This is a genomic window from Cellulomonas triticagri, from assembly GCF_003696205.1.
GTDB classification, from domain to species: Bacteria; Actinomycetota; Actinomycetes; order Actinomycetales; family Cellulomonadaceae; genus Cellulomonas; species Cellulomonas triticagri.
The window spans coordinates 1-18,520 of the sequence record NZ_RFFI01000089.1 but is presented as its reverse complement, the minus strand read 5'-3'; the positions used below and the strand labels follow the sequence as shown (position 1 = coordinate 18,520).

At 73.3% G+C, this 18,520-nt stretch carries 21 protein-coding genes and 1 tRNA gene; 5 read left to right on the top strand and 17 right to left on the bottom strand.

Annotated elements, in window-relative coordinates:
• The 3 genes from EBM89_RS14860 to EBM89_RS14850 form a co-directional block, all read right to left on the bottom strand.
• The coding region (locus EBM89_RS14860) for a S24/S26 family peptidase (protein ID WP_199732150.1) at positions 1 to 533 on the bottom strand (533 nt) is incomplete at its 3' end.
• A 122-nt stretch (positions 534 to 655) separates the two neighbouring features.
• Positions 656 to 1,096 (bottom strand): hypothetical protein, encoded by a 441-nt coding sequence (locus EBM89_RS14855; protein WP_122150260.1) that lies wholly within the window; start codon positions 1,094 to 1,096, stop codon positions 656 to 658.
• A gap of 255 nt (positions 1,097 to 1,351) precedes the next feature.
• Positions 1,352 to 2,500: a sensor histidine kinase gene (locus EBM89_RS14850; protein ID WP_158609676.1), complete on the bottom strand. Its 1,149-nt coding sequence runs from the start codon at positions 2,498 to 2,500 to the stop codon at positions 1,352 to 1,354.
• Positions 2,501 to 2,582: 82 nt separating this feature from the next.
• Between EBM89_RS14850 and EBM89_RS14845 the strand changes: the two genes are divergently transcribed.
• On the top strand, positions 2,583 to 3,248 hold the full coding sequence (locus tag EBM89_RS14845; RefSeq protein WP_122150270.1) for a response regulator transcription factor: 666 nt from the start codon (positions 2,583 to 2,585) through the stop codon (positions 3,246 to 3,248).
• 114 nt (positions 3,249 to 3,362) lie between these two features.
• The gene (locus EBM89_RS14840; RefSeq protein ID WP_233571764.1) at positions 3,363 to 3,755 is read left to right on the top strand and encodes a YybH family protein; all 393 of its coding nucleotides are present in this window, start codon (positions 3,363 to 3,365) and stop codon (positions 3,753 to 3,755) included.
• Positions 3,756 to 3,920: 165 nt separating this feature from the next.
• On the opposite strand, the gene EBM89_RS21335 is transcribed toward EBM89_RS14840, so the two are convergent.
• The 4 genes from EBM89_RS21335 to EBM89_RS14825 all read right to left on the bottom strand — a co-directional run bounded on the left by EBM89_RS21335 (position 3,921) and on the right by EBM89_RS14825 (position 5,873).
• Positions 3,921 to 4,082, bottom strand: a complete 162-nt coding sequence (locus EBM89_RS21335; RefSeq protein WP_158609675.1) for a hypothetical protein — start codon at positions 4,080 to 4,082, stop codon at positions 3,921 to 3,923.
• A gap of 93 nt (positions 4,083 to 4,175) precedes the next feature.
• On the bottom strand, positions 4,176 to 4,715 hold the full coding sequence (locus EBM89_RS14835) for an RBBP9/YdeN family alpha/beta hydrolase (protein WP_122150256.1): 540 nt from the start codon (positions 4,713 to 4,715) through the stop codon (positions 4,176 to 4,178).
• A gap of 70 nt (positions 4,716 to 4,785) precedes the next feature.
• On the bottom strand, positions 4,786 to 4,995 hold the full coding sequence (locus EBM89_RS14830; RefSeq protein WP_122150254.1) for a hypothetical protein: 210 nt from the start codon (positions 4,993 to 4,995) through the stop codon (positions 4,786 to 4,788).
• Positions 4,996 to 5,360: 365 nt separating this feature from the next.
• Positions 5,361 to 5,873 (bottom strand): extracellular solute-binding protein, encoded by a 513-nt coding sequence (locus EBM89_RS14825; protein WP_233571765.1) that lies wholly within the window; start codon positions 5,871 to 5,873, stop codon positions 5,361 to 5,363.
• Here EBM89_RS14825 and EBM89_RS14820 point away from each other — a divergent pair.
• The gene (locus EBM89_RS14820; RefSeq protein WP_158609674.1) at positions 5,866 to 6,690 is read left to right on the top strand and encodes a substrate-binding domain-containing protein; all 825 of its coding nucleotides are present in this window, start codon (positions 5,866 to 5,868) and stop codon (positions 6,688 to 6,690) included. The genes EBM89_RS14825 and EBM89_RS14820 overlap by 8 nt on opposite strands.
• 269 nt (positions 6,691 to 6,959) lie before the next feature.
• On the opposite strand, the gene EBM89_RS14815 is transcribed toward EBM89_RS14820, so the two are convergent.
• Positions 6,960 to 7,538, bottom strand: coding sequence for a TetR/AcrR family transcriptional regulator (locus EBM89_RS14815; protein WP_158609673.1), 579 nt, complete (start codon positions 7,536 to 7,538; stop codon positions 6,960 to 6,962).
• An 85-nt stretch (positions 7,539 to 7,623) separates the two neighbouring features.
• Between EBM89_RS14815 and EBM89_RS14810 the strand changes: the two genes are divergently transcribed.
• A complete protein-coding gene (locus tag EBM89_RS14810) occupies positions 7,624 to 8,859 on the top strand; it encodes an MFS transporter (protein ID WP_233571763.1) in 1,236 nt (411 codons plus the stop codon).
• 17 nt (positions 8,860 to 8,876) lie between these two features.
• Here the strand turns inward: EBM89_RS14810 and EBM89_RS14805 are convergent, their stop codons facing one another.
• From EBM89_RS14805 to EBM89_RS14790, 4 genes are all read right to left on the bottom strand, one after another.
• Positions 8,877 to 9,125, bottom strand: a complete 249-nt coding sequence (locus EBM89_RS14805) for a hypothetical protein (protein ID WP_122150247.1) — start codon at positions 9,123 to 9,125, stop codon at positions 8,877 to 8,879.
• A 147-nt stretch (positions 9,126 to 9,272) separates the two neighbouring features.
• The gene (locus EBM89_RS14800) at positions 9,273 to 10,175 is read right to left on the bottom strand and encodes a carbohydrate ABC transporter permease (RefSeq protein ID WP_233571762.1); all 903 of its coding nucleotides are present in this window, start codon (positions 10,173 to 10,175) and stop codon (positions 9,273 to 9,275) included.
• Positions 10,172 to 11,137, bottom strand: coding sequence for a carbohydrate ABC transporter permease (locus EBM89_RS14795; RefSeq protein ID WP_122150245.1), 966 nt, complete (start codon positions 11,135 to 11,137; stop codon positions 10,172 to 10,174). The genes EBM89_RS14800 and EBM89_RS14795 overlap by 4 nt, the downstream gene beginning before the upstream one ends.
• Positions 11,138 to 11,202: 65 nt before the next feature.
• Positions 11,203 to 12,552, bottom strand: a complete 1,350-nt coding sequence (locus EBM89_RS14790; protein WP_122150262.1) for an ABC transporter substrate-binding protein — start codon at positions 12,550 to 12,552, stop codon at positions 11,203 to 11,205.
• A gap of 129 nt (positions 12,553 to 12,681) precedes the next feature.
• Between EBM89_RS14790 and EBM89_RS14785 the strand changes: the two genes are divergently transcribed.
• The gene (locus EBM89_RS14785) at positions 12,682 to 14,298 is read left to right on the top strand and encodes a glycoside hydrolase family 43 protein (RefSeq protein ID WP_122150243.1); all 1,617 of its coding nucleotides are present in this window, start codon (positions 12,682 to 12,684) and stop codon (positions 14,296 to 14,298) included.
• A gap of 7 nt (positions 14,299 to 14,305) precedes the next feature.
• On the opposite strand, the gene EBM89_RS14780 is transcribed toward EBM89_RS14785, so the two are convergent.
• The 5 genes from EBM89_RS14780 to EBM89_RS14760 form a co-directional block, all read right to left on the bottom strand.
• Complete coding sequence (locus EBM89_RS14780) at positions 14,306 to 15,292, bottom strand: LacI family DNA-binding transcriptional regulator (protein ID WP_122150241.1); 987 nt, start codon at positions 15,290 to 15,292, stop codon at positions 14,306 to 14,308.
• Positions 15,293 to 15,502: 210 nt separating this feature from the next.
• A tRNA-Thr gene (locus tag EBM89_RS14775) sits at positions 15,503 to 15,576 on the bottom strand.
• Between the two features lie 65 nt (positions 15,577 to 15,641).
• On the bottom strand, positions 15,642 to 16,925 hold the full coding sequence (locus EBM89_RS14770) for an MFS transporter (protein ID WP_122150239.1): 1,284 nt from the start codon (positions 16,923 to 16,925) through the stop codon (positions 15,642 to 15,644).
• A gap of 105 nt (positions 16,926 to 17,030) precedes the next feature.
• Positions 17,031 to 17,318 (bottom strand): hypothetical protein, encoded by a 288-nt coding sequence (locus tag EBM89_RS14765; protein ID WP_122150237.1) that lies wholly within the window; start codon positions 17,316 to 17,318, stop codon positions 17,031 to 17,033.
• A gap of 215 nt (positions 17,319 to 17,533) precedes the next feature.
• Positions 17,534 to 18,373, bottom strand: a complete 840-nt coding sequence (locus tag EBM89_RS14760; RefSeq protein ID WP_122150235.1) for a DsbA family protein — start codon at positions 18,371 to 18,373, stop codon at positions 17,534 to 17,536.
• Positions 18,374 to 18,520 lie beyond the last annotated feature (147 nt).

Sequence of the window (18,520 nt, the reverse complement as noted above, 5' to 3'; positions counted from 1 at the left end):
GCCAGCGCCCCGACGGCGGCGAGGCCGGCGAGGGCGGGGTCGGGGGCGGTGCCGGCGGGCTCACCGGGAGCGGCGTCGGCGGGCGCCTCGGCGGCGGGCTCCTCGTCCGGGCGGCTCGGCCAGACCAGCAGGCCCGCGGCGAGCACGAGCAGCGAGGCCCACGCCCACGGGTCCAGCAGGATCGAGGCGATCTTGCCGACGCCCGGCAGGTGCAGCCGGGCGATGCCGTGCACGTCCGCCTGGTGCGGGCGCCACGGGTCGAGGAAGTCGTTGTTGTCGCCCTGGATGATCCAGCCGTCGACGGCGTCGCCGCCCGCGACGCGGTGGATGATCCGGCCGTTCGTCGAGTCCGGCGGGGAGTAGACGACCACGTCGCCGACCTCGGGGACGCCACAACGCGAGACCACCAGGTCACCGGTGCGGTACGTCGGCTCCATGGAGTGCCCCGACACGATCGTCAGGGTGGTGCAGCCGCCGAGGGTGCTCGGCCAGCCGAACCAGACCAGCACGCCGACCAGGGCGGCGGTGAGCACCCAGCCGAGGGCGCTCCGCAGGCGGGCCGGCAGGCGTGCGGGCGCGCCGGACGGCCGGTGCGGGGCGACCTCGCCGCCCGCACCGGCCGCCGTGGCGTGCCGGGCGTGGATGGTGCGCTCCGTCAGGACGCGATGACGACCGCGACGCCCTTGACGTCCGCGGCCTTCACGGAGCCGGGGACGGCGAGGGTGACGGTGCCGCCGTTGGCGCCGACGGTCGCGGTGACCTGGCCGAGGGAGGCACCCGTGGAGCCGTCGGTCGGGTCGGTGTTCAGCAGGTCGACCTTGACGTTCTGGCCGGCGCAGCCCGCGGCGACGCCGGACAGCTTGACCTCGGTCACGGTGTAGCCCTTGGCGGTGGCGGCGAAGGCGTTGGTGAACGCCACGGCGACGCCGTCGCTGTCGCAGGACGCGACGACGGTGGTGCCCGCGCCGAGGGCGCCGGCGGTCAGGTTGAGCTGGGCCGCGGACGCCAGGCCGAGGCCGGCGATGCCGAGCCCGGCGACGGTGAGGGCGACGACCTTGCGACGCAGGGTCGGGCGCGGGGTGGTGCTGGTGGACATGACGCTCCTCGGTGAGGACGGCGGCTCGGGGGACCGACGCGCCCTGCGGAGCCGGAAGCCCAGGGCGCGCGTTCCGCAGCGTCGGAGCAGGGGGTCCCGGCGAGGCGGCGAGCGGCACAGTAGGGCCGCCGGAACACCGCGCGGGAGGGCCCTCCTGGGTGGCAGCACCCCTCCCCCGGCACGTCAAGCCAGACGTCGCAACTTATACCCGGGCAAATGCGACAAAACGTATGGGTGAAAAAGCCCGGCCCCAGGTCAGAGGGTTGCCGTGCGCAACGAATCCACCGGAAGACGGGCGACCACCTGGGTGCCGTCCCCGGGCACGGAGGTGACCCGCAGGTCGCCCCCCGCGAGCCGCAGCCGGTCCGCCAGCCGGGCCGTCCCGGACGCCGGACCCGCCTCGTCGCCGAAGCCCCGGCCGTCGTCGGACACCCGCAGCTCCAGCGCGTCGTCCACCAGGGAGACGCGTACGTCCACCACCTGCGCGCGCCCGTGCCGCAGGGCGTTGGAGATCGCCTCCTCCACCACCCGCACCGCCAGCAGCCGCTCGCTGCGGTTCAGCCGCGACTCGCTCGGGTCGTCCAGCGTCCGCACCTCGTCCGTCACGCCGAGGCGCGTGTTCACCGCCGCGGGGATCCGGCCGAGCAGGGACCGGATCGCCGGGACCATGCCGACCTCGAGCTGGTCCGGGTACAGCATCCGGCTCGTCGCGCGGACGTCCGCCTCGCGCACCGTCTCGATCTCGCTGCGCACCTGGCGCAGCAGCTCCACGTCGTCCGGGCCGACCACGTCGCCCACCGAGTCCAGCAACCGGTCCAGGCGCGCCACGACCAGCACCAGCCGCTGCTGCATGCTGCCGTGCAGCCCCTCCGCGACCTCGCGGCGGACCCGCACCTCCTCGTGCTGCAGCGCCTGCAGCGCCAGCTCGATGCGCAGCCGGTCCTGCGCGGCGTTCACCACCTGCAGCCGCAGGCGCCGCTGCGACAGCATCGCCGCGAGGCCCATCGTCGCCGCCACCCAGGCGACCGCCGCCCCGCTGCTCAGCTCCGCGACGATCACCGACTGCGACGGGTCCACGTACACGTCCAGGGCGAGCTGGCTCGCGAACCGCACCCCCGACGCCGTCACGCCCGCACCCAGCACGCCCGCCACCACCGTCAGCGCCCCGCGCTGCGGCAGGGACACCCCCGTCAGCGCCAGGATCAGCAGCATCGCCGCCACCGCCGACAGGTTCGCCAGGATCCGGTCCGTCACCGGGACGACACCGCCCTGGTTCCCGTAGACCCACGCGGTCTGCGCCGCGGCGCCGATCGCGAACGCCGTCATCACGGTGCCCGCCGCCAGCAGCAGGATCCGCCGGTCCGCGCGGACCGCGGCAGCGCTCCGCATCACAGCCGTCGGCATCCGGTGCACCCCATCGTCAGACGGACGTCCGGTCCGCGCGTCGCCCACGCACCGCGGGCGAACACCGACCATACTGTCCGCGATGTCCGAATCCGCAGCCCCGACCCGCGTGGTGGTCGTCGAGGACCAGCCGCTGTTCCGCTCCATGCTGGAGCTGACCCTCGGCGCGACCCCCGGCGTCCGCGTCGTCGCGTCCGTCGGCACCGTCAAGGAGGGCCTCGCCGCGCTGCGCCCGGGTGCCGCCGACGTCGCCGTCCTCGACATCGACCTGCCCGACGGCAACGGCATCGCCCTCGGCGTCACGCTGCGCCGCAACCAGCCCGGGCTCGGCATCCTCCTGCTGTCCGCGCACGACGCCATGGACCTGCTCCTGGACCTGCCGCCCGACGTCGCCGCCGGCTGGTCGTACCTGTCCAAGACCTCGTCCACCAGCACCGAGACGCTGGTCACCGCGATCCGCGCCGCCGCCGCCGGGCGCACCACCCTCGACCCCGCGCTGCTCGACCGGATGGCGCCGCGCGCCGGGTCCGCGGTCTCCCGCCTCACGGACCGGCAGTACGCCGTGCTGCGGCTGCTCGCCCAGGGGCTGTCCAACGCTGGCATCGGCGAGGCCCTGAAGATCACCGAGAAGTCCGTGCAGAACCACATCAACGGCGTCTACGCGACCCTCGGGATCGACGCCGACCCGTCGCGGAACCCCCGCGTCACCGCCGCCCTGCGCCTCCTGGAGGAGACCGGCCGCGCCTGACGGCGACGTCCACCCGGTCCCGCACGCGGGCACCCGGGCCTCGACGCCGGGCGCCCCGCCGGAGCACGATGGGGGCTCGGACGCGCCGACGTCGGCGCCACGGGAGGGGGCGTCGTGGACCGGGCCGGGGTGCTGGAGTGGGTCGCGGCGTACGAGCGCGCGTGGCGGGCGCAGGACGCCGACGCCGTCGCGACGCTGTTCACCGAGGACGTGCGCTACCTGCGCTCGCCCTACGAGCCGCCCCTCGACGGGCACGCCGCCGTGCGCGACTTCTGGCCCGACCCGACGCCGTTCACCATGGAGGTCGGCACCGCCGTCGCCGAGGGACCCGACGCCGTCGTGCGGGTGCTCGTCCGCTACGGCGGGGACCAGCCGCAGGAGTACACCGACCTGTGGGTGCTGCGGTTCGCCGACGACGGCCGCGTGCGGCACTTCGAGGAGTGGGCGTACTGGCCCGGGCGCGCGTACTCGGCCGGCCAGGACCCCGACCCGGCCCCGGGCGGCTGACCTGCGCGGAGCGACCTACCTGGTGGTCGGCTTGCGTGGCATCCGAACGGGTGAGGGGTTTGCGTCCACCACCCGGACGTGGGTTAGAGTGGGCTCGCCCTCGATCGCCTGCCCCCTGCGCGGTCGAGGGCTTTTACGTTTCCGGACACGTCCCCTGGCGACGCCTCAGTGCGCGCGCCACTCCACGGTCCCGCAGCACGTGCACCGGGCGACGACGACGCCGAACCGGCGCGGGCTGGTGTCCAGGTGCCAGCCGGGGCGCTCGCACGTCGGGGCGTGCTCGACGGCGACACGGGTCAGCGGGCTCGCGGCCAGCGTGGTGCTCATGGGGTGCTCCTGGGATCTCCTGCGGGACGGGGTCGTTCCGCACCCCTTCGACCGCGCGGGCCCGGATCTGAGCGGTCCGGGCTTCTCCAGGCCTCAGAGCACGAGGCGGTCCAGCAGCGGGAACGTCGGGTACGGCTGGTCCCCGTCCCCGAAGTGGCCGTCGTCGCGGCGCACCACCTGCGTCCCGCCGACGCGCTCGAGGATGGCCCGGCCCTGCGCCGCGTCGCAGCCGTACGGGTCCCGCACCGCGTTCACCAGCACCAGGTCCCCGGCGTTCGCGGCGATGCGCTCCCAGTCGTAGGACGCCTGCAGCACCGGCTCTTCGGCGTCGTTCGGCGGGGTGCTGTACCCCGCGACCAGCACCGCCTGCGCCACCGGCGCCGGGGTGTGCTCCAGCAGGGCCAGCAGCAGCGCCGCCCCGCCCGAGTGCCCGACCAGCACCGTGTCCCCGTCGAAGGCGTACGCGTCGAGCACCCGCGGCACCGTCACCGCGACCGGCTCCACGTTGAGCGCGGGCAGGTGCGGCCGGTGCACGACGTACCCGCGGGCGGTCAGCCGCTCCGCGAGCCACGGGTACCAGACGTTGTCCGGGTGTCCGCCGGTGCCGTGGACGATGATCGCGGTGCGGGGCATCGGGTCCTCCGAGGCGGGAGACGGGTCGGCGGGCACCATCGTGCACCCGGCGCCCCGGCGGGACCCGCCGTCAGTCGCGCACGGCCTGCGTCGGCAGCCCGCCGAGCACCAGCGCCGTCTCCCAGGCCTGCGACGCCGCACGCCCGGCCACGGCCCGGACCTCGGCCGTCTCCGCAGCGCCCTCGGCCAGCCGCTCCAGAACGAGCAGGTGCGCGGCTCCCGCGTCCGTGACCAGCAGGTCCTCGCCCTCGGCGCTCAGCGCGTCCGCCTCCGCCGCCACCGCGACGACCCGGGGCGGCGACGGCGTCTGTGGCGCGCACGGCAGATGTGGCGGTACCCGCACCGGATCGGGCACCCGGTCGCTCGCGGCACCGTCGAGCGGCTGATGCGCGCGAGCGGCCTGCACGGGGTGGTCCGCGGGCGGGCGAAACGCACCACGACCCCGGGCGAGGACGGAGCCCGGGACGGTGACCTGGTCACCCGCGCGTTCACCGCGCAGGTGCCGAACGAGCGGTGGGTCGCGGACGTCACCTCGTGCGGACCTGACGGCCGAGACCAGAGCACCGAGCCTCCACTGAGCTCGGGGCGGTGTGCAGATAGTGCACCGCGGTGGCCCGCCACCCGGGCGGGCCACCGCGGCAGACGTCAGGGGTTGACGGTGAACCCCTGCTGGTTGCCGTACGTCGCGAGCTGGTCCTGCCACGCCTGCAGGCCCCGGTTCAGGTCGCTGCGGGCGGTGTACGCCGCCCCGACGGTGTCGGGGAAGACACTGTTCGCGTAGACCTGGAACGGCAGGTACTGCCAGCCGGTGATGACGTTGTCGGACGCCTCGACGAGGACCTTGTTGATCTCCTGACCGCCGAAGTACTCAAGGGCGGCGTTCAGGAACTCCTCGTCGTCGAGCTGCTTGGTGGTCGACGGGAAGCCACCGCCGTCGAGGAAGACCCCGACGCTCTCGTCGGAGGTGTTGAGCCACTTCAGGAAGGCGGCGGCCAGGGCGGGGTTCTTGCTCTGCTTGGTGACGGCCTGGGAGCTGCCGCCGTTCTCCGATGTCGCCGCGGACCCGTCGTAGCTGGGGATCGGCGCGACCCGCCACTGGCCGGAGCCCTCGGGGACGGAGCCCTCGAGGGCTCCGGGCATCCACGCGCCGGTGACGATCGCGGCGAGAGCGCCGTCGCTCAGCGCCTTCCACCAGTTCGGCCCGAGCGAGGTGGTGCTCGGCGCCAGCGCTGCTGCTCGCGAGGCGGGTTACGTGCTGGACATCGTCACGCTCGACATGGAGAGCACCGAGTCGATCGCGGGGGCGCTCGACCTCTTGCGACAGCACGACTTGGCCGGCGTGATCGCGTTGTCCTCGACCGACGAGATGACGCACGCGTTCGAGGAGGCGCAGTTCAACGTCCCGGTCGTCCTGAGCACCGAGCCCGACGACACCGTGCAGGGGCGTTCCGAGCTCAGCGCGGTCGGGTTCCCGGCGCTGATCGCCCATCTCGCGGATCTTGGTCATCGGACGTTCCTGCATCTGGCAGGTCCGCCGACCTGGTCCGCGGCGCGCAACCGGACGCGCGCGTTCCAGGCGGCGGTCGAGGCTCGCGGCCTCCGGTCGGAAGGCGTTCTGCACGGCGACTGGTCGGCGCGCTCCGGGTACGCGGCCGTGCGCGAGATCGGTGGTGCCGGGTTCGCCGCCACCGCTGTGGTGGCGGCGAACGACCAGATGGCTCTCGGAGCGATGCTCGCGCTGCGCGAGCTCGGGCTCGATGTCCCGGGCGACGTGAGCGTCACCGGAGTCGACGACATCCCCGAGGCTGCCTACTTCTGTCCTCCGCTGACGATGTTGCGGTTCAACTTCGCCGAGCAGGGACGTTCGGCGGTCGCCGCGCTGCTCGGGCAGATCGAGGAGGCGGGTTCGGCCGAGCGAGCGGCTGCCAGGCCCGAGCTGGTGATCCGCCGCTCGACGGCTCAGGCGCGAACGTGAGCGCGCCAGCGATCCGACCCCGCGTTCGGCAGCCGTTCACAGCCGACCCCGACCTGGCCGAGCGTGCTGCACCAGCACCTGCACCTGCAGGCGCCTGGCGCTCAGGCGGCGCTGATCCGCAGCAGGTCGTCCCCGGCTGAGACCGTTCGGCCGCGAGGCGCGTCACGCGGCCGACCTCCGCGGAGCACCATCACCGGGCACCTCGAGCGGTACGCCCCCTGGGGTGAGCCACGGTGGCGCCTCGATCACCAGCTCCTGGGTCAGAGGGCTCAGCGCGGCCCGTCGAGCGTCGACGTGTCTCTGACGCCGACGTGCACGGCGTTCAGGGTGTCGCGGATCAGGTCCTCGTCGAGCTCGTCCGGGAGGAAGTGTCGCTGCAGGGTGAGTCCCTCCTGGGCGACGTCCAAGGCGCGCGCGCGACGGTCGCCGACGGTCCGGGCGATGGCGGCCCGAGCGCGACGCATCCACGCGCGGGTCAGCTGCGCGTACCGCTCGTCGCGGTAGGACAGCACGTACATCTCGGCCAGCAGAAGCCGGTCCCGAGGGCGTGCGTCGGCCTCGGCGAGCACGAGGCTCGTGAGCCGGTCGACGAGGTCGGCCTCGTCGACGTCGGTGGCGGTGTCCATGTGCGCGAACGACTCGTGCGTGAACCGCTCGAACGCGGCGTGCAGGAGTTCGTCCTTCGACGCGAAGTAGTAGGTCATCGACCCAAACGGGACCCCGGCCGCCGCGGCGACGCTGCGGTAGGTGACACCGGCGACGCCCTGGTCGGCGATCACGTCCAGCGTCGCGGTGATCACGTGGTCGCGGCGATCGGCGCGCGACTGCCTGCTGGGACTGCCGGCCACGTCGTCCACCTTCCGCTGATCGGTTCGCGAGCACCGTAGCAGCGCGGGATCGACCATCTATTCATACGTGCGTATAGTCGCGGCCGTGCTCACCGACGACGACCTGACGACCCGCCCGACGACCACCGAGCGCCGGGCGCGCGCCGCGGTCGCCGCGCTGTTCCTCACCAACGGGGCCCTGTTCGCGAACCTGGTCCCGCGCTACCCGCAGATCAAGGACGACCTGGGTCTGGGCAATGCGGTGTACGGGCTGGCGGTCGCGGCGTTCCCGGCCGGGGCGTTGCTGGCAGGGCTCGCGGCAGGGGTGCTCGTGCGACGGTTCGGCTCGGCGCGCGTCGCGGTCGCCGGCACGGTCCTGACCGCCACGACGGTGATGCTGGCCGGTGCCTCGCCGTCGCTCGGCCTGTTCGCGCTGGCGCTGCTGGCGGCGGGCGGATCCGACGCGATCACGGACGTCGCCCAGAACGCGCACGGCCTGCGGGTGCAGCGTCGGTACCGCCGCTCGATCATCAACTCGTTCCACGCCCTGTGGTCCGCCGGCGCGGTCCTCGGTGGCGTGATGGCGGCCGGTGCCATCGCCGCGGGCGTGCCGCGGGGGGTCCACCTCGCGGTGTCGGGAGTCGTCTTCGCCGCGGTCGCGCTGGTCGCGTACCGGTTCTGCCTCCCCGGCGCCGACGCGGACGGCGCCGCACACGACCCGGATCAGCCCTCCGCCGCCGTCCCCGCCCAGCCGGCTCCTGCGGCGGGTGTGGCGCGCGGGCGCGTCGTCCTGATGCTCGCCGGCCTCGTCGTCATCGGGATCGCGGCGTGCCTGGTCGAGGACGCAGGCACCTCCTGGGCGACCCTGTACCTCTCGACGTCCCTCGGGGCGCCCGCCGCCATCGCGACCACCGGGTACATCGCCCTGGCCGCCGCCCAGTTCGTCGGTCGCGCCGTAGGTGACCGCTTCGTCGACCGGTTCGGGCAGCGGACGGTCGCCCGGGCTGGCGGGCTCCTGATCGCCGGGGGGATGGGAGCGGCGGTCGCGTTCCCGACGGTGCCCGGCACGATCCTGGGGTTCGCGGCCGCGGGGTTCGGGGTCGCCACCTTGGGCCCGGCCGCGATGCAGGCTGCCGACGAGCTGCCGGGGCTCAAGCCGGGCACAGGGCTGACGATCGCGTCGTGGCTCATGCGGATCGGGTTCCTCGCGTCCCCGCCGCTCGTGGGGCTCGTCGCGGACGCCACCTCGTTGCGCGTCGGGCTGCTGGTGTTCCCCGCCGCCGGTGTGGTGGTGCTGCTCACCTCGGCATGCCTGCAGAACCGCGCCGTCCTCCGCCACTGACTGCTACCGGGTGCCCTTCATGGCGCGGGCGCGCTCAGGCGCGGGCTGAGCTCGCGCACGGTCACGGGCGGCGTCCCGGCCGGTGACGAGCGGGCGCACCGCGCGCGGCCGGCCTCGGTCACGGAGAACGGGGTCGAGAGGAACGCGTCCAGGCGGACGATGTCTGCGACCATGTCGATCGTCGGGTCCAGCGGCCACTGCAGCTGGATGCCGTCCGCGGCGGCGAAAAGCACGCGTCCGCGCCAGGCCGCCTCCTCCGGCGGCATCCCCTGCGCGATCAGGGAACGCTCGGCCCCCGTGCCGTACCGCGCCGTGCGGTCACGGACGAGCTCGTGCGCGGGGTGACCGGCCTCGGCGGCCGCACACCCGCACGCCGCCCGGATCCCGCCGCCTCCTGCGTGTCGTCCTCCGTGTCAGCCCTTGAGTCCGCCGGCCAGCAGGTCCGCCCGCCAGAACCGCTGCAGCAGCAGCACGAGCGCGATCAGGGGGATCACCGACACGGCGGAGCCCGCGATGATCAGCGGGTACAGGTCGGTGTCGCCCGCGCCCTTCGACAGGAACGTGTAGAGCCCGAGGGTGATCGGGTACTTGTCCTGGTCGGACAGCATGATGAACGGCAGCAGGAAGTTGTTCCAGATCCCGACGAACTGGAGCAGGAAGACCGTCACCAACCCCTGGGTCATCATCGGCAGTGCGATCGCGCCGAACACCCGCAGCTCCCCCGCGCCGTCGAGCCGGGCGGCCTCGATGGTGTCGTCCGGGACGGCCGCCGCGGCGAACACCCGGCACAGGAAGATCCCGAACGGGTTGATGATCACCGGCAGGATCACCGACCACCGGGTGCCCGCCAGGCCGAGCTGGGCCATCAGCAGGTACTGCGGGACGGCCAGCACGATGCCGGGCACCAGGACGCCGGCGAGGATGCCGGAGAACAGCAGCTCGCGGCCCCGGAACCGGAACTTGGCGAGCGCGTAGCCGGCCATCGCGGACACGAGCGTGGACACGATCGCCCCGACGCCGGCGTACAGGGCGGAGTTCAGGCCCCAGAGCCAGAACTGCCCGCCCCCGTAGGCGCTGAGGTTCGCGAGGTTGTCGAGCAGGCCGGTGCCGGGCGCGAAGGAGAAGGTGGTGAACAGCTCGCGCGGGCTCTTGGACGTCGCGACCAGCACCCACGCCACGGGCAGCAGGGTGTAGACCGCGCCGAGCATGAGCACGGCGGTCGCGAGGCGAGGGCGGCGGTGCCGACGCGGTGCGCGCCGCGGACTGCGGTCGCCGGTGCGGACGACGGCCGGGATCCGAGTGTCGACGGCGGTCACGCGGCACCCCCGAACGTCCGGCGCTGGAAGAACCGGAGCAGCAGCAGGGACAGGGCCAGGATGCCCAGGGCCAGCACGACCGACGCCGCGGCCGCGCCCCCGAGGTTGTCGTTCATGAACGCCTCTTGGTAGATCTTCATGAGCGGCACCCACGTCGAGGAGATGGTGTTCGACATCGGGCGCAGGGTGGCGGGCTCGCTGTAGAGCTGGAGCGTCCCGATCACGGAGAACAGGCCGGTGAGCACCAGCGCGGGCGTCACGAGCGGGATCTTGATGCGCAGCGCGATCTGCCGCTCGGAGGCGCCGTCGATCCGGGCCGCCTCGTAGATCTCGGTCGGCACCGAGCGCAGCGACGTGTAGATGATGATCATGTTGAAGCCGACCCCCGACCACAGGGCGATGTTGGCCAGCGCGAAGTACAGCGCCGGGTAGCCGAAGAAGTCGACCGAGCTGCCGCCGAGCTCGCGCGCCACGTAGCTGACCGGGCTCGTGCTGGGCAGGTACAGGAACCCCCACAGCAGGCTGGCGATCACCCCCGGCACCGCGTACGGCAGGAAGATCGCCGTCCGCGCGAAGCTGCGCCCCGGCACGCGCGGGTGGTCGAGCAGCAGCGCGAACAGCAGGGCGAGGCCGAGCACGCTCGGCACCGCGATGGCCCCGTAGATCAGCGAGCGCCCGAGGCCCGCGACGAACTCCGGGTCGGAGAGCGCGGTCGCGTAGTTCTCCAGCCCGACGAACGTCTCCTCGCGGCGTCCGAACGCGCCGCCGGAGACCCGGTAGCCGCGGAAGCTCAGGTACAGCGCGTACCCGATCGGGATGATGAGGAACGCGGTGAAGAACGCGATCGCGGGCGACGCGAACAGCCAGGGGGTCGCGGCGCGCGCCCGGTGCCGGGTGGAGCGCGTACGGGGGGCGCGCGCGGTGCGGGCGGCCTGGGATGCCGGGACGACGTCGGTCGACATGGCCCTTCCTCCGGATCGGTCGGTGGGGCGGCGGGCGGCGCGGGTGGGCGCCGCCCGCCGCGGGGTCAGTCGGCGACGGTGAAGCCGGACTTCTCCAGGTCGGCCGCGATGGTCTCCTGGGTGGCCGTGAACACGTCACGGAACGAGCCGCCGTTCAGCGCGGCCTCGTTGAGCGCGTCCCCGAACGCGCTCTGCGCGACGTTGACGTTCGGCCCCCAGGTGACGGGGATGGTGGTGTCCGCGACGACCTGGTCGACGACCTGCCAGAAGTCGGTCTGCTGCGGCATGAGCATCGGCGGCTCCGCGGTCAGCGTCGCCTCGCGGCCGGCGGTGCCGCCGGGCAGCAGGTCGAGGCTGAGGAGCGACGTGGACCCCTCGTCGGTGGCGGACAGCCAGGCGGCGAACGCGGCGGCCTCCTCGGCGTGCTCGGACTTCTCCGGGACCAGGTACGTCGACCCGCCGAGGAACGGCACGGACGCGTCGCCGCGAGTCCACTGCGGCAGCGGCGCCGCTTCCCACAGCCCGGCGGTGTTGGGGGCGACCGAGTACAGCACACTCGGCGCCCAGGCCGCCGCGGCCCAGCTGAGGATCTTCCCGTCGTTGACCTTGGCGTTCCACTCCGGGGTCAGCAGCGGCTCGACGGTCACGAGGTCACGCTCGACGAGGTCCTGCCAGTAGTCGGCCGTCTCGAGCGAGGGCTCGTCGCCGATCCCGACGGACCAGGCGTCGCCGTCGTTGCTCCACCACTCGCCGCCCGCCTGGGCCGCGACAGATGCGAAGAACTCGAACTGCGTCGGCGAGAACGAGGCGATGTACACCGACGGGTCCTGGGTGTGGATCGCCTCGGCGGCCGCGGCGTACTCCTCCCAGGTGGTCGGCACCGCGACCCCGTACTGCGCGAACAGGTCGGCGCGGTAGGTGAGCATCATCGGGCCGATGTCCTGCGGGACGCCGTACACCTGGCCGTCGAACGTGGTCAGGTCCCAGATGTTGTCCTCGACGCCGTCCCGCACGTCGGCGACGTCGTCGGTGATGTCCTTGACCACGCCGGACACGACGAGCGACGGCAGCGCGCGGTACTCGACCTGCACCACGTCCGGGACCGTGTCCGCGCGGTCCGCGGCGAGCAGCTTCGAGGACGTCTCGGCCGTGCCGCCGACCTCGGAGAGCTTGACCGTCACATCCGGGTTGAGCTCGTGGTAGCGGTCCACGATCGCCTGGGCCTCCGGGTCGGTGCCCTTGAGCGAGTAGGTCCAGAACTCGAGGGTGACGGGCCCGTCGGACGCGGCGTCGTCGTCGGACGACGAGCACGCGGCGAGCGCGAGCGCCGGGACCAGTGCGAGGGCGCCAGCCAGGGCGGCCCGCCTGCGCCGCGGCCGTCGTGCGCCTGCCGACGGGGTTTCAGCTCCGAGCATGTCCACATCTCCTTCGACGAGGGACCCGGTCCGCCGCTCCGCTTCGAGCAGCCGCCCCGGGGCTGGCCCTATCGTGATGTTAACGTTGTCATCCTGTCAACCTCACCGCCGCGACCCCCGGGGAGCCCCGTGCCCGCGTTCCAGAACCCCGTCCTGCCCGGGTGCCACCCCGACCCGTCCGTCTGCCGCGTCGGCGACACGTACTACCTGGTGACGTCGTCGTTCGGGTACTTCCCCGGCATCCCGGTGCACCGCAGCACCGACCTGGTGCACTGGGAGCTCGTCGGGCACGTGCTGACCCGCCCCGAGCAGGCCCCGTTGGCCGGGCTCGACGTCAACGACGGCGTCTGGGCCGCGACCATGCGCCACCACGCCGGGCGGTTCTACGTCGTCGCGACGGTGGCCCGCGGGCGCCGGGGCGCGTCGACCTTCGTCGTGACCGCCACCGACCCGGCCGGGCCGTGGTCCGACCCGGTGCCGCTCGAGGCCGACGGCATCGACCCCTCGCTCTTCGTCGACGACGACGGGCGCTGCTGGTTCACCGCGACCCGCGACGCGCCCGAGCCCGCGGTCACCGGGCCGGCCGAGCTGTGGCTGCGGGAGCTCGACCTGGCGACGCTGCGCCTCACCGGGCCGGAGCACGTGCTGTGGCACGGGGCGCTGCGCGGCGCGTGGGTCGAGGGCCCGCACCTGTACCTCCGGGACGGCCGCTACTGGCTGATCGCCGCGGAGGGCGGCACGGAGCGGAACCACGCCGTCACCGCGGCCTCCGCGCCCGCCGTGACCGGGCCGTACGCCACCGACCCGCGCAGCCCGCTGCTGACGCACCGGCACCTCGGGCCCGGGCATCCGGTGCAGAACGTCGGGCACGCCGACCTGGTCGACACCCCCGACGGGGCCACCTGGGCGCTGACCCTCGGGGTGCGGCCGGTCGACGGCGCCCACACCCTCGGGCGGGAGGCGTTCCTCGTGCCGGTGGAGTGGACCGAGCGAGGGCCGGTGTTCGCGCCCGGGACGGGGACGGTGCCCGCGACGGGGTCGACCGGGCTGCCGGGTCCGACGGCGCCCGACGACCGGCCGGGCGGCGCCGAGGTGCTCACCCTCGACGCGCCGCTCGCCGCCCAGGGCTGGTCCAGCCTGCGCGGCCCGGTGGATCACCTGGTGCGCCCCGCCGACGACGGCCGCGGGCTCGCGCTGACCCCCACCGCCGCGACGCTCTGGGGCACGGGCACCCCGGCGCTGGTCGCCCGGCGCCAGCAGCACCTGCGATTCCGGCTGCGCTGCAGGCTGGCGTTCGCGACCACCTCCTCCCACGAGGAGGCCGGCGTCACCGTGCTGCTGCACCAGCAGCGCCTCGCCACGCTGGCCGTGTCGGCGGGCCCGGACGGCGAGCCGGTGGCGCGGCTGCGGATGCGGACGGGCGACGTCGTGGCGGACCTCGCGGGTGTGCCGGTGCTCGAGCGGGACGCGATCGTCGAGCTCGTGGTGCGGGGCGACGAGCAGTCGTACAGGTTCGCGGTCGTGCTGCCCGGCGGCGACGAGCGCGTGCTCGGCGAGGTGCCGCGGACCGCGTTCGCCACGGAGACGGCCGGCGGGTTCCTCGGGGTGCACCTCGGCGTGCATGCCCAGACGACCGGGACGCCGACCGGAGCGCGCGCCGTGGTGTCGCACGTCAGCTACGAGGCGCTGGAGGACCGCGCGGCGGACCCCACTGACGTGCCGCTGGTCGGATCCACCCGCGGCTGACGCGACCTCACCGTGGTGCGGCGGTCGAGCGCCGCACCACCAGCTCCGGCGCGAGCAGGCGGTGGCGCGGCGGCTCGCCACGCAGCAGCGCGAGCAGCCCTTCCACGGCGTTCGTGCCCAGCGCGTGGAAGTCCTGCCGGAGCGTGGTCAACGCCGGCACCAGGTAGGCCGATCCCACCTGGTCGTCGAACCCGACGAGCGACACGTCGGCGGGCACGCGCAGCCCGCGCTCGGCGAAGCCAGCGAGAACACCCGTGGCCATCTGGTCGTTCCCGGCGAAGACGGCCGTGGGCGGGCCCGCCGGGCGGTCCGCGAGTGCGAGCGCCAGCTGGTACCCGCTCGCGGCGGTGAAGTCGCCCTCGAGGAGCTCGCCCGTGACCCCTGGCGTCGCGTCGACCTCCTGCCGCCACCCCTCGACGCGCGCCCGGGCGTCCCAGGTCTGGAGGTTCCCGCTCAGGTGCGCGATCTCCCGGTGCCCGAGCTCGACCAGGTGCCGCACCGCGAGCCGGGCACCGAGGTCCTGGTCCATCTCCACCGACGCGATCCGGTCGTTGGGCACCTCTCCGGACATGACGACGGCCATCGGGACACGCGTCGCGAGCGCCGGGAGGGCGTCCAGGACCACGGGCCGGTCCGCGATCATCGCGACGGCGTCCGCCTGGTCCGCCACCCGCTGCACCGTCTCCGTGAACTGCGCCTGGTCGCGCCCCTGGAAGCTCGCGAGGTTGAGCCAGTACCCGGCGCCGCGCGCCGCGGTCTCGAGCCCGCCGAGCACCCGCGGCAGCTCGTGCAGCTCGGAGCCGGCCAGGACCACGCCGATGGTCGATGTCCGTCCGCTCTTGAACGCGCGGGCGACCGTGTTGCGCCGGTACCCCAGCTCCGCGATCGCCGCCTCGACCCGCGCTCGGGTCTCGGGCCGCACCGACGGGTGCCCGTTCAACACGCGCGACACAGTGATGTGCGAAACCCCGGCGACCCGGGCTACGTCGACCATGCCGGGCGCTCGGCTCGCCACGTGGTGCTCCGATCATGCTGCCCGGCCGCGTGTCGGCGCGCGACCAGCGAAGGACTCCGACGGTCCTCACCGTACCGCCATGTCGACGTGAGCCCACCGTGCCGACGCGACGCACGTCCTTCGTGCGGTCTCGGAGCACCGGCGACATCCTCCGACCTCGGAGGTGGACTTCCTCCGACCGTTCCACGGAGCCCCCTGTCGGATTCGAACCGACGACCTGCTGTTTACAAGACAGCTGCTCTGGCCAGCTGAGCTAAGGAGGCACGCGCGCCCGTGGGCGACGCGGCGCTCAGCCTACCGGCCGCGCACCCCTCCCCCGGCGGTCGCGTCAGGGCTGCGGGTCGTGCGCGTCGTACCGCCAGAACCCTCGCTGCGCGCGCACCAGCACCCAGAGGATCACCGCGCACGCGAGCCCGCCGATCAGCGCGGCCCCGCCCTCGCCGAAGGTGCCGGACAGCCACCCGAGCAGCAGCTCGCCGAGGCGCGGTCCACCGGCGACGACGACCACGAATACGCCCTGGAGCCGGCCGCGCATGTCGTCGGGGGTGGCGGTCTGGAGGATGGTCTGCCGGAAGACGGCGGACACGGCGTCGGCGGCGCCAGCCGCGGCGAGGGTCACGGCGGCGAGCGCGAGCGCGAGCCAGAGGACGTGGTCGGGCTCGCCGCGTCCGGCGACGACGAGCACGGCGCCGAACGCCGCGATGGCGAGCCCCCAGACGGTGATGGCGACGACGATGATCCGACCCTGCCACCGGACGCGGGCGAGGCCGCCGGAGAACAGCCCGGCGAGCATGGCCCCGGCGGCGACGGCGGCGGTCATGACCCCGGCGGTGGTCTCGCCGCCGCCGAGGTAGACGAGGCCGACGGCGGGGAACAGCACGCGCGGCGAGGAGGTGATCATCGCGACGAGGTCGACGAGGAACGTCATGCGCACGTTGGGCCGGGTGCCGAGGTAGCGCAGGCCGTCGAGCACGGACGCGAGCCCGGCGCGGGCGCGGCGGGTCCCGGACGGCTCGGGCGGGATGGGCGGCAGCCGGAGCAGGGCGGTGAACGCGAACGTGAACAGGACGGCGTCGATCGTGTAGACGACGCCGTAGTGCAGGGTCGCGACGAGCGTCGCGCCGAGCAGCGGCCCCAGGGTGAGGGCGACGTTCCAGCCGACGGTCTGCAGGGCGTTGGCGGCGGGCATCAGCCGGGGCTCGAGCAGGCGCGGGATGATCGCGGACCGCGCGGGGCTGTTCACGGCCCCGGCCCCGGACTGGAGGGCGACCAGGGCGTAGAGGACGCCGACGTGGGTGTTCTCGGCCCAGCCCTGCGCGGCGAGGCCGACGGTGGCGACCCAGCTGACGGCGGAGGCGACCAGCGCGACCTTGCGGCGGTCGGCGTGGTCCACGATCGCGCCGCCGTACAGTCCGAAGACGACGAGCGGGACGAGCGCGCACAGGCCGACGACGCCGACGGCGAACGTCGACCGGGTCAACGAGTAGACCTGCAGCCCGACGGCCACGACGGTGAGCTGCGCGCCGAGGTTGGCGACCGAGAGGCCCCACCACAGCCGACGGAACTCGGGGCTGACGCGCAGGGGTGTCAGGTCCACGAGCAGGGAGGGCACCGCGGGAGTCTACGTCCGGGCCGTGACGAGGACGGGCCGCACCGCCCGACGTTTGCTCCGTCTGTCCTTGACTGCGGGCAAACGTCGGGCGGTCCTCGCGTACGCCTACGAGGCGTACGCCTTGACCTGCTGCACGCCCTTGCTGCCGCAACCGTGCGCGGCCGCGACTGACTGTCCACCGTTGGAGATCTTCACCTGAACAATGTTCTGGTTCCCGTTCCAGCAGTCGATCACGAACGCGACCATCTTCCCGCTGCACGACGCCATGACATTCGTCTTGTCGACTGCCACCTTGCCGCAGCTGGCTGCCTGCGCCCCCGTGGCACCAACACCAAGCACTCCCACCGCCAGAACCCCTGCGAGTGCTGCCGACGCGATCTTCTTGCGGAGCATCCTGTTCCTCCAGCCTGAGATATTCGGACTGTCCGAACCTAGAGCACTCAACTGACCTGCGGACACCGAGGAACCACCTACTCAGGTTGCGCGGTTGACCATCGCGCGAGACTCGGCGTGCCAGCCCTTCCTGCGTCGCAAGCGCCGAGCAGTGGAGCTAGGTGCAGTGCACAAGACATCGAGCACTGCACGCGACTCCACGCACGGTGACGCCGTCAGTTGATCGCTGACAGCAACGCGGACGGATCACTCCAGTTCTCGGTCCAGACGACACCGTCGATCGCGATCGTCGGTGTGCCGAAGTTCCCGCTCGTGGGGTTGACAAGGTCGGCGTTGGCGCTGGCGGCGTTGGTGGCCGAGTGCACCCACTGGCCGAAGGATTCGAGCGCACCGCCGTCCGCGATGCGGTCAGCAACATCATCGTCTACACCGGAGTCACGGGCGATGTCGGCGATCTCCGCGTCCGTCAGCCCGGACGTACCCTCGTCCGGCTGTCCGGCGAACATCTGCTGATTGAAAGTCGAGAAAGCGGCCGGCGAGTCCTGCGCGACCAGTGCGGCGGCAGCAGCAGCCCGGGTTGAGAATCCGGTGCCGTTGGAGAACCTGTTCAGGATCGCGATCGGATGGTAGACAACTGTCGCCTTTCCAGACTCCGCGAGCTGGATCAGGTTCTCACCGTTGCTGCTCTCAAACGCACCGCAGGCGGGGCACATGTAGTCGAGGTACACGTCGATCTGGGTGACGGAGTCGTCGCCGACACCGACGCCCTCCGCCGAGGTCGGGATACCACCGTCCTCCATAGCGACGGTCGGGACGGACGTGACCTCACTGAGGGGCAGGTCCTCGTAATCAGGCAGTGCCGACGTACTCGTGCCCTGCGTCACGACGTACACGACGACGACGACGAGCGCGACGACCGCGGCGGACAGGCCGCCGATGCCGAGGATCTTGTTGCGCTTGTCGCGCTTGGCCTGCTGCTCGCGCAGGACGCGGGCCTGCTCGCGGGCGGCGTCGCGGCGCTCGGCCTTGGACGCCTTCGGGGTGTTGCTGGGCATGGGGTACCTCCGGGTGGTGCGGGTCGGTGGGCTCAGGCGAGCGCCACCGGCGGGCCCCGGTGCGGGTGCAGCGCGCGGGCGAGCGCGGCGGGCAGCGCGTGCGCCACCGGCCGGACGAGGAGGGGCCGCGCGGTGGGCGCGGCGGGT

What these genes read in the sequence shown, in the direction of transcription:
- EBM89_RS14855 (WP_122150260.1), bottom strand. Translation starts at nt 1,096, where the DNA reads ATGTCCACCAGCACCACCCCGCGCCCGACCCTGCGTCGCAAGGTCGTC.
- EBM89_RS14850 (WP_158609676.1), bottom strand. Translation starts at nt 2,500, where the DNA reads ATGCCGACGGCTGTGATGCGGAGCGCTGCCGCGGTCCGCGCGGACCGG.
- EBM89_RS14845 (WP_122150270.1), top strand. Translation starts at nt 2,583, where the DNA reads ATGTCCGAATCCGCAGCCCCGACCCGCGTGGTGGTCGTCGAGGACCAG.
- EBM89_RS21335 (WP_158609675.1), bottom strand. Translation starts at nt 4,082, where the DNA reads ATGAGCACCACGCTGGCCGCGAGCCCGCTGACCCGTGTCGCCGTCGAG.
- EBM89_RS14835 (WP_122150256.1), bottom strand. Translation starts at nt 4,715, where the DNA reads ATGCCCCGCACCGCGATCATCGTCCACGGCACCGGCGGACACCCGGAC.
- EBM89_RS14805 (WP_122150247.1), bottom strand. Translation starts at nt 9,125, where the DNA reads ATGCCGCCGGAGGAGGCGGCCTGGCGCGGACGCGTGCTTTTCGCCGCC.
- EBM89_RS14795 (WP_122150245.1), bottom strand. Translation starts at nt 11,137, where the DNA reads ATGTCGACCGACGTCGTCCCGGCATCCCAGGCCGCCCGCACCGCGCGC.
- EBM89_RS14790 (WP_122150262.1), bottom strand. Translation starts at nt 12,552, where the DNA reads ATGCTCGGAGCTGAAACCCCGTCGGCAGGCGCACGACGGCCGCGGCGC.
- EBM89_RS14780 (WP_122150241.1), bottom strand. Translation starts at nt 15,292, where the DNA reads ATGGTCGACGTAGCCCGGGTCGCCGGGGTTTCGCACATCACTGTGTCG.
- EBM89_RS14765 (WP_122150237.1), bottom strand. Translation starts at nt 17,318, where the DNA reads ATGCTCCGCAAGAAGATCGCGTCGGCAGCACTCGCAGGGGTTCTGGCG.
- EBM89_RS14760 (WP_122150235.1), bottom strand. Translation starts at nt 18,373, where the DNA reads ATGCCCAGCAACACCCCGAAGGCGTCCAAGGCCGAGCGCCGCGACGCC.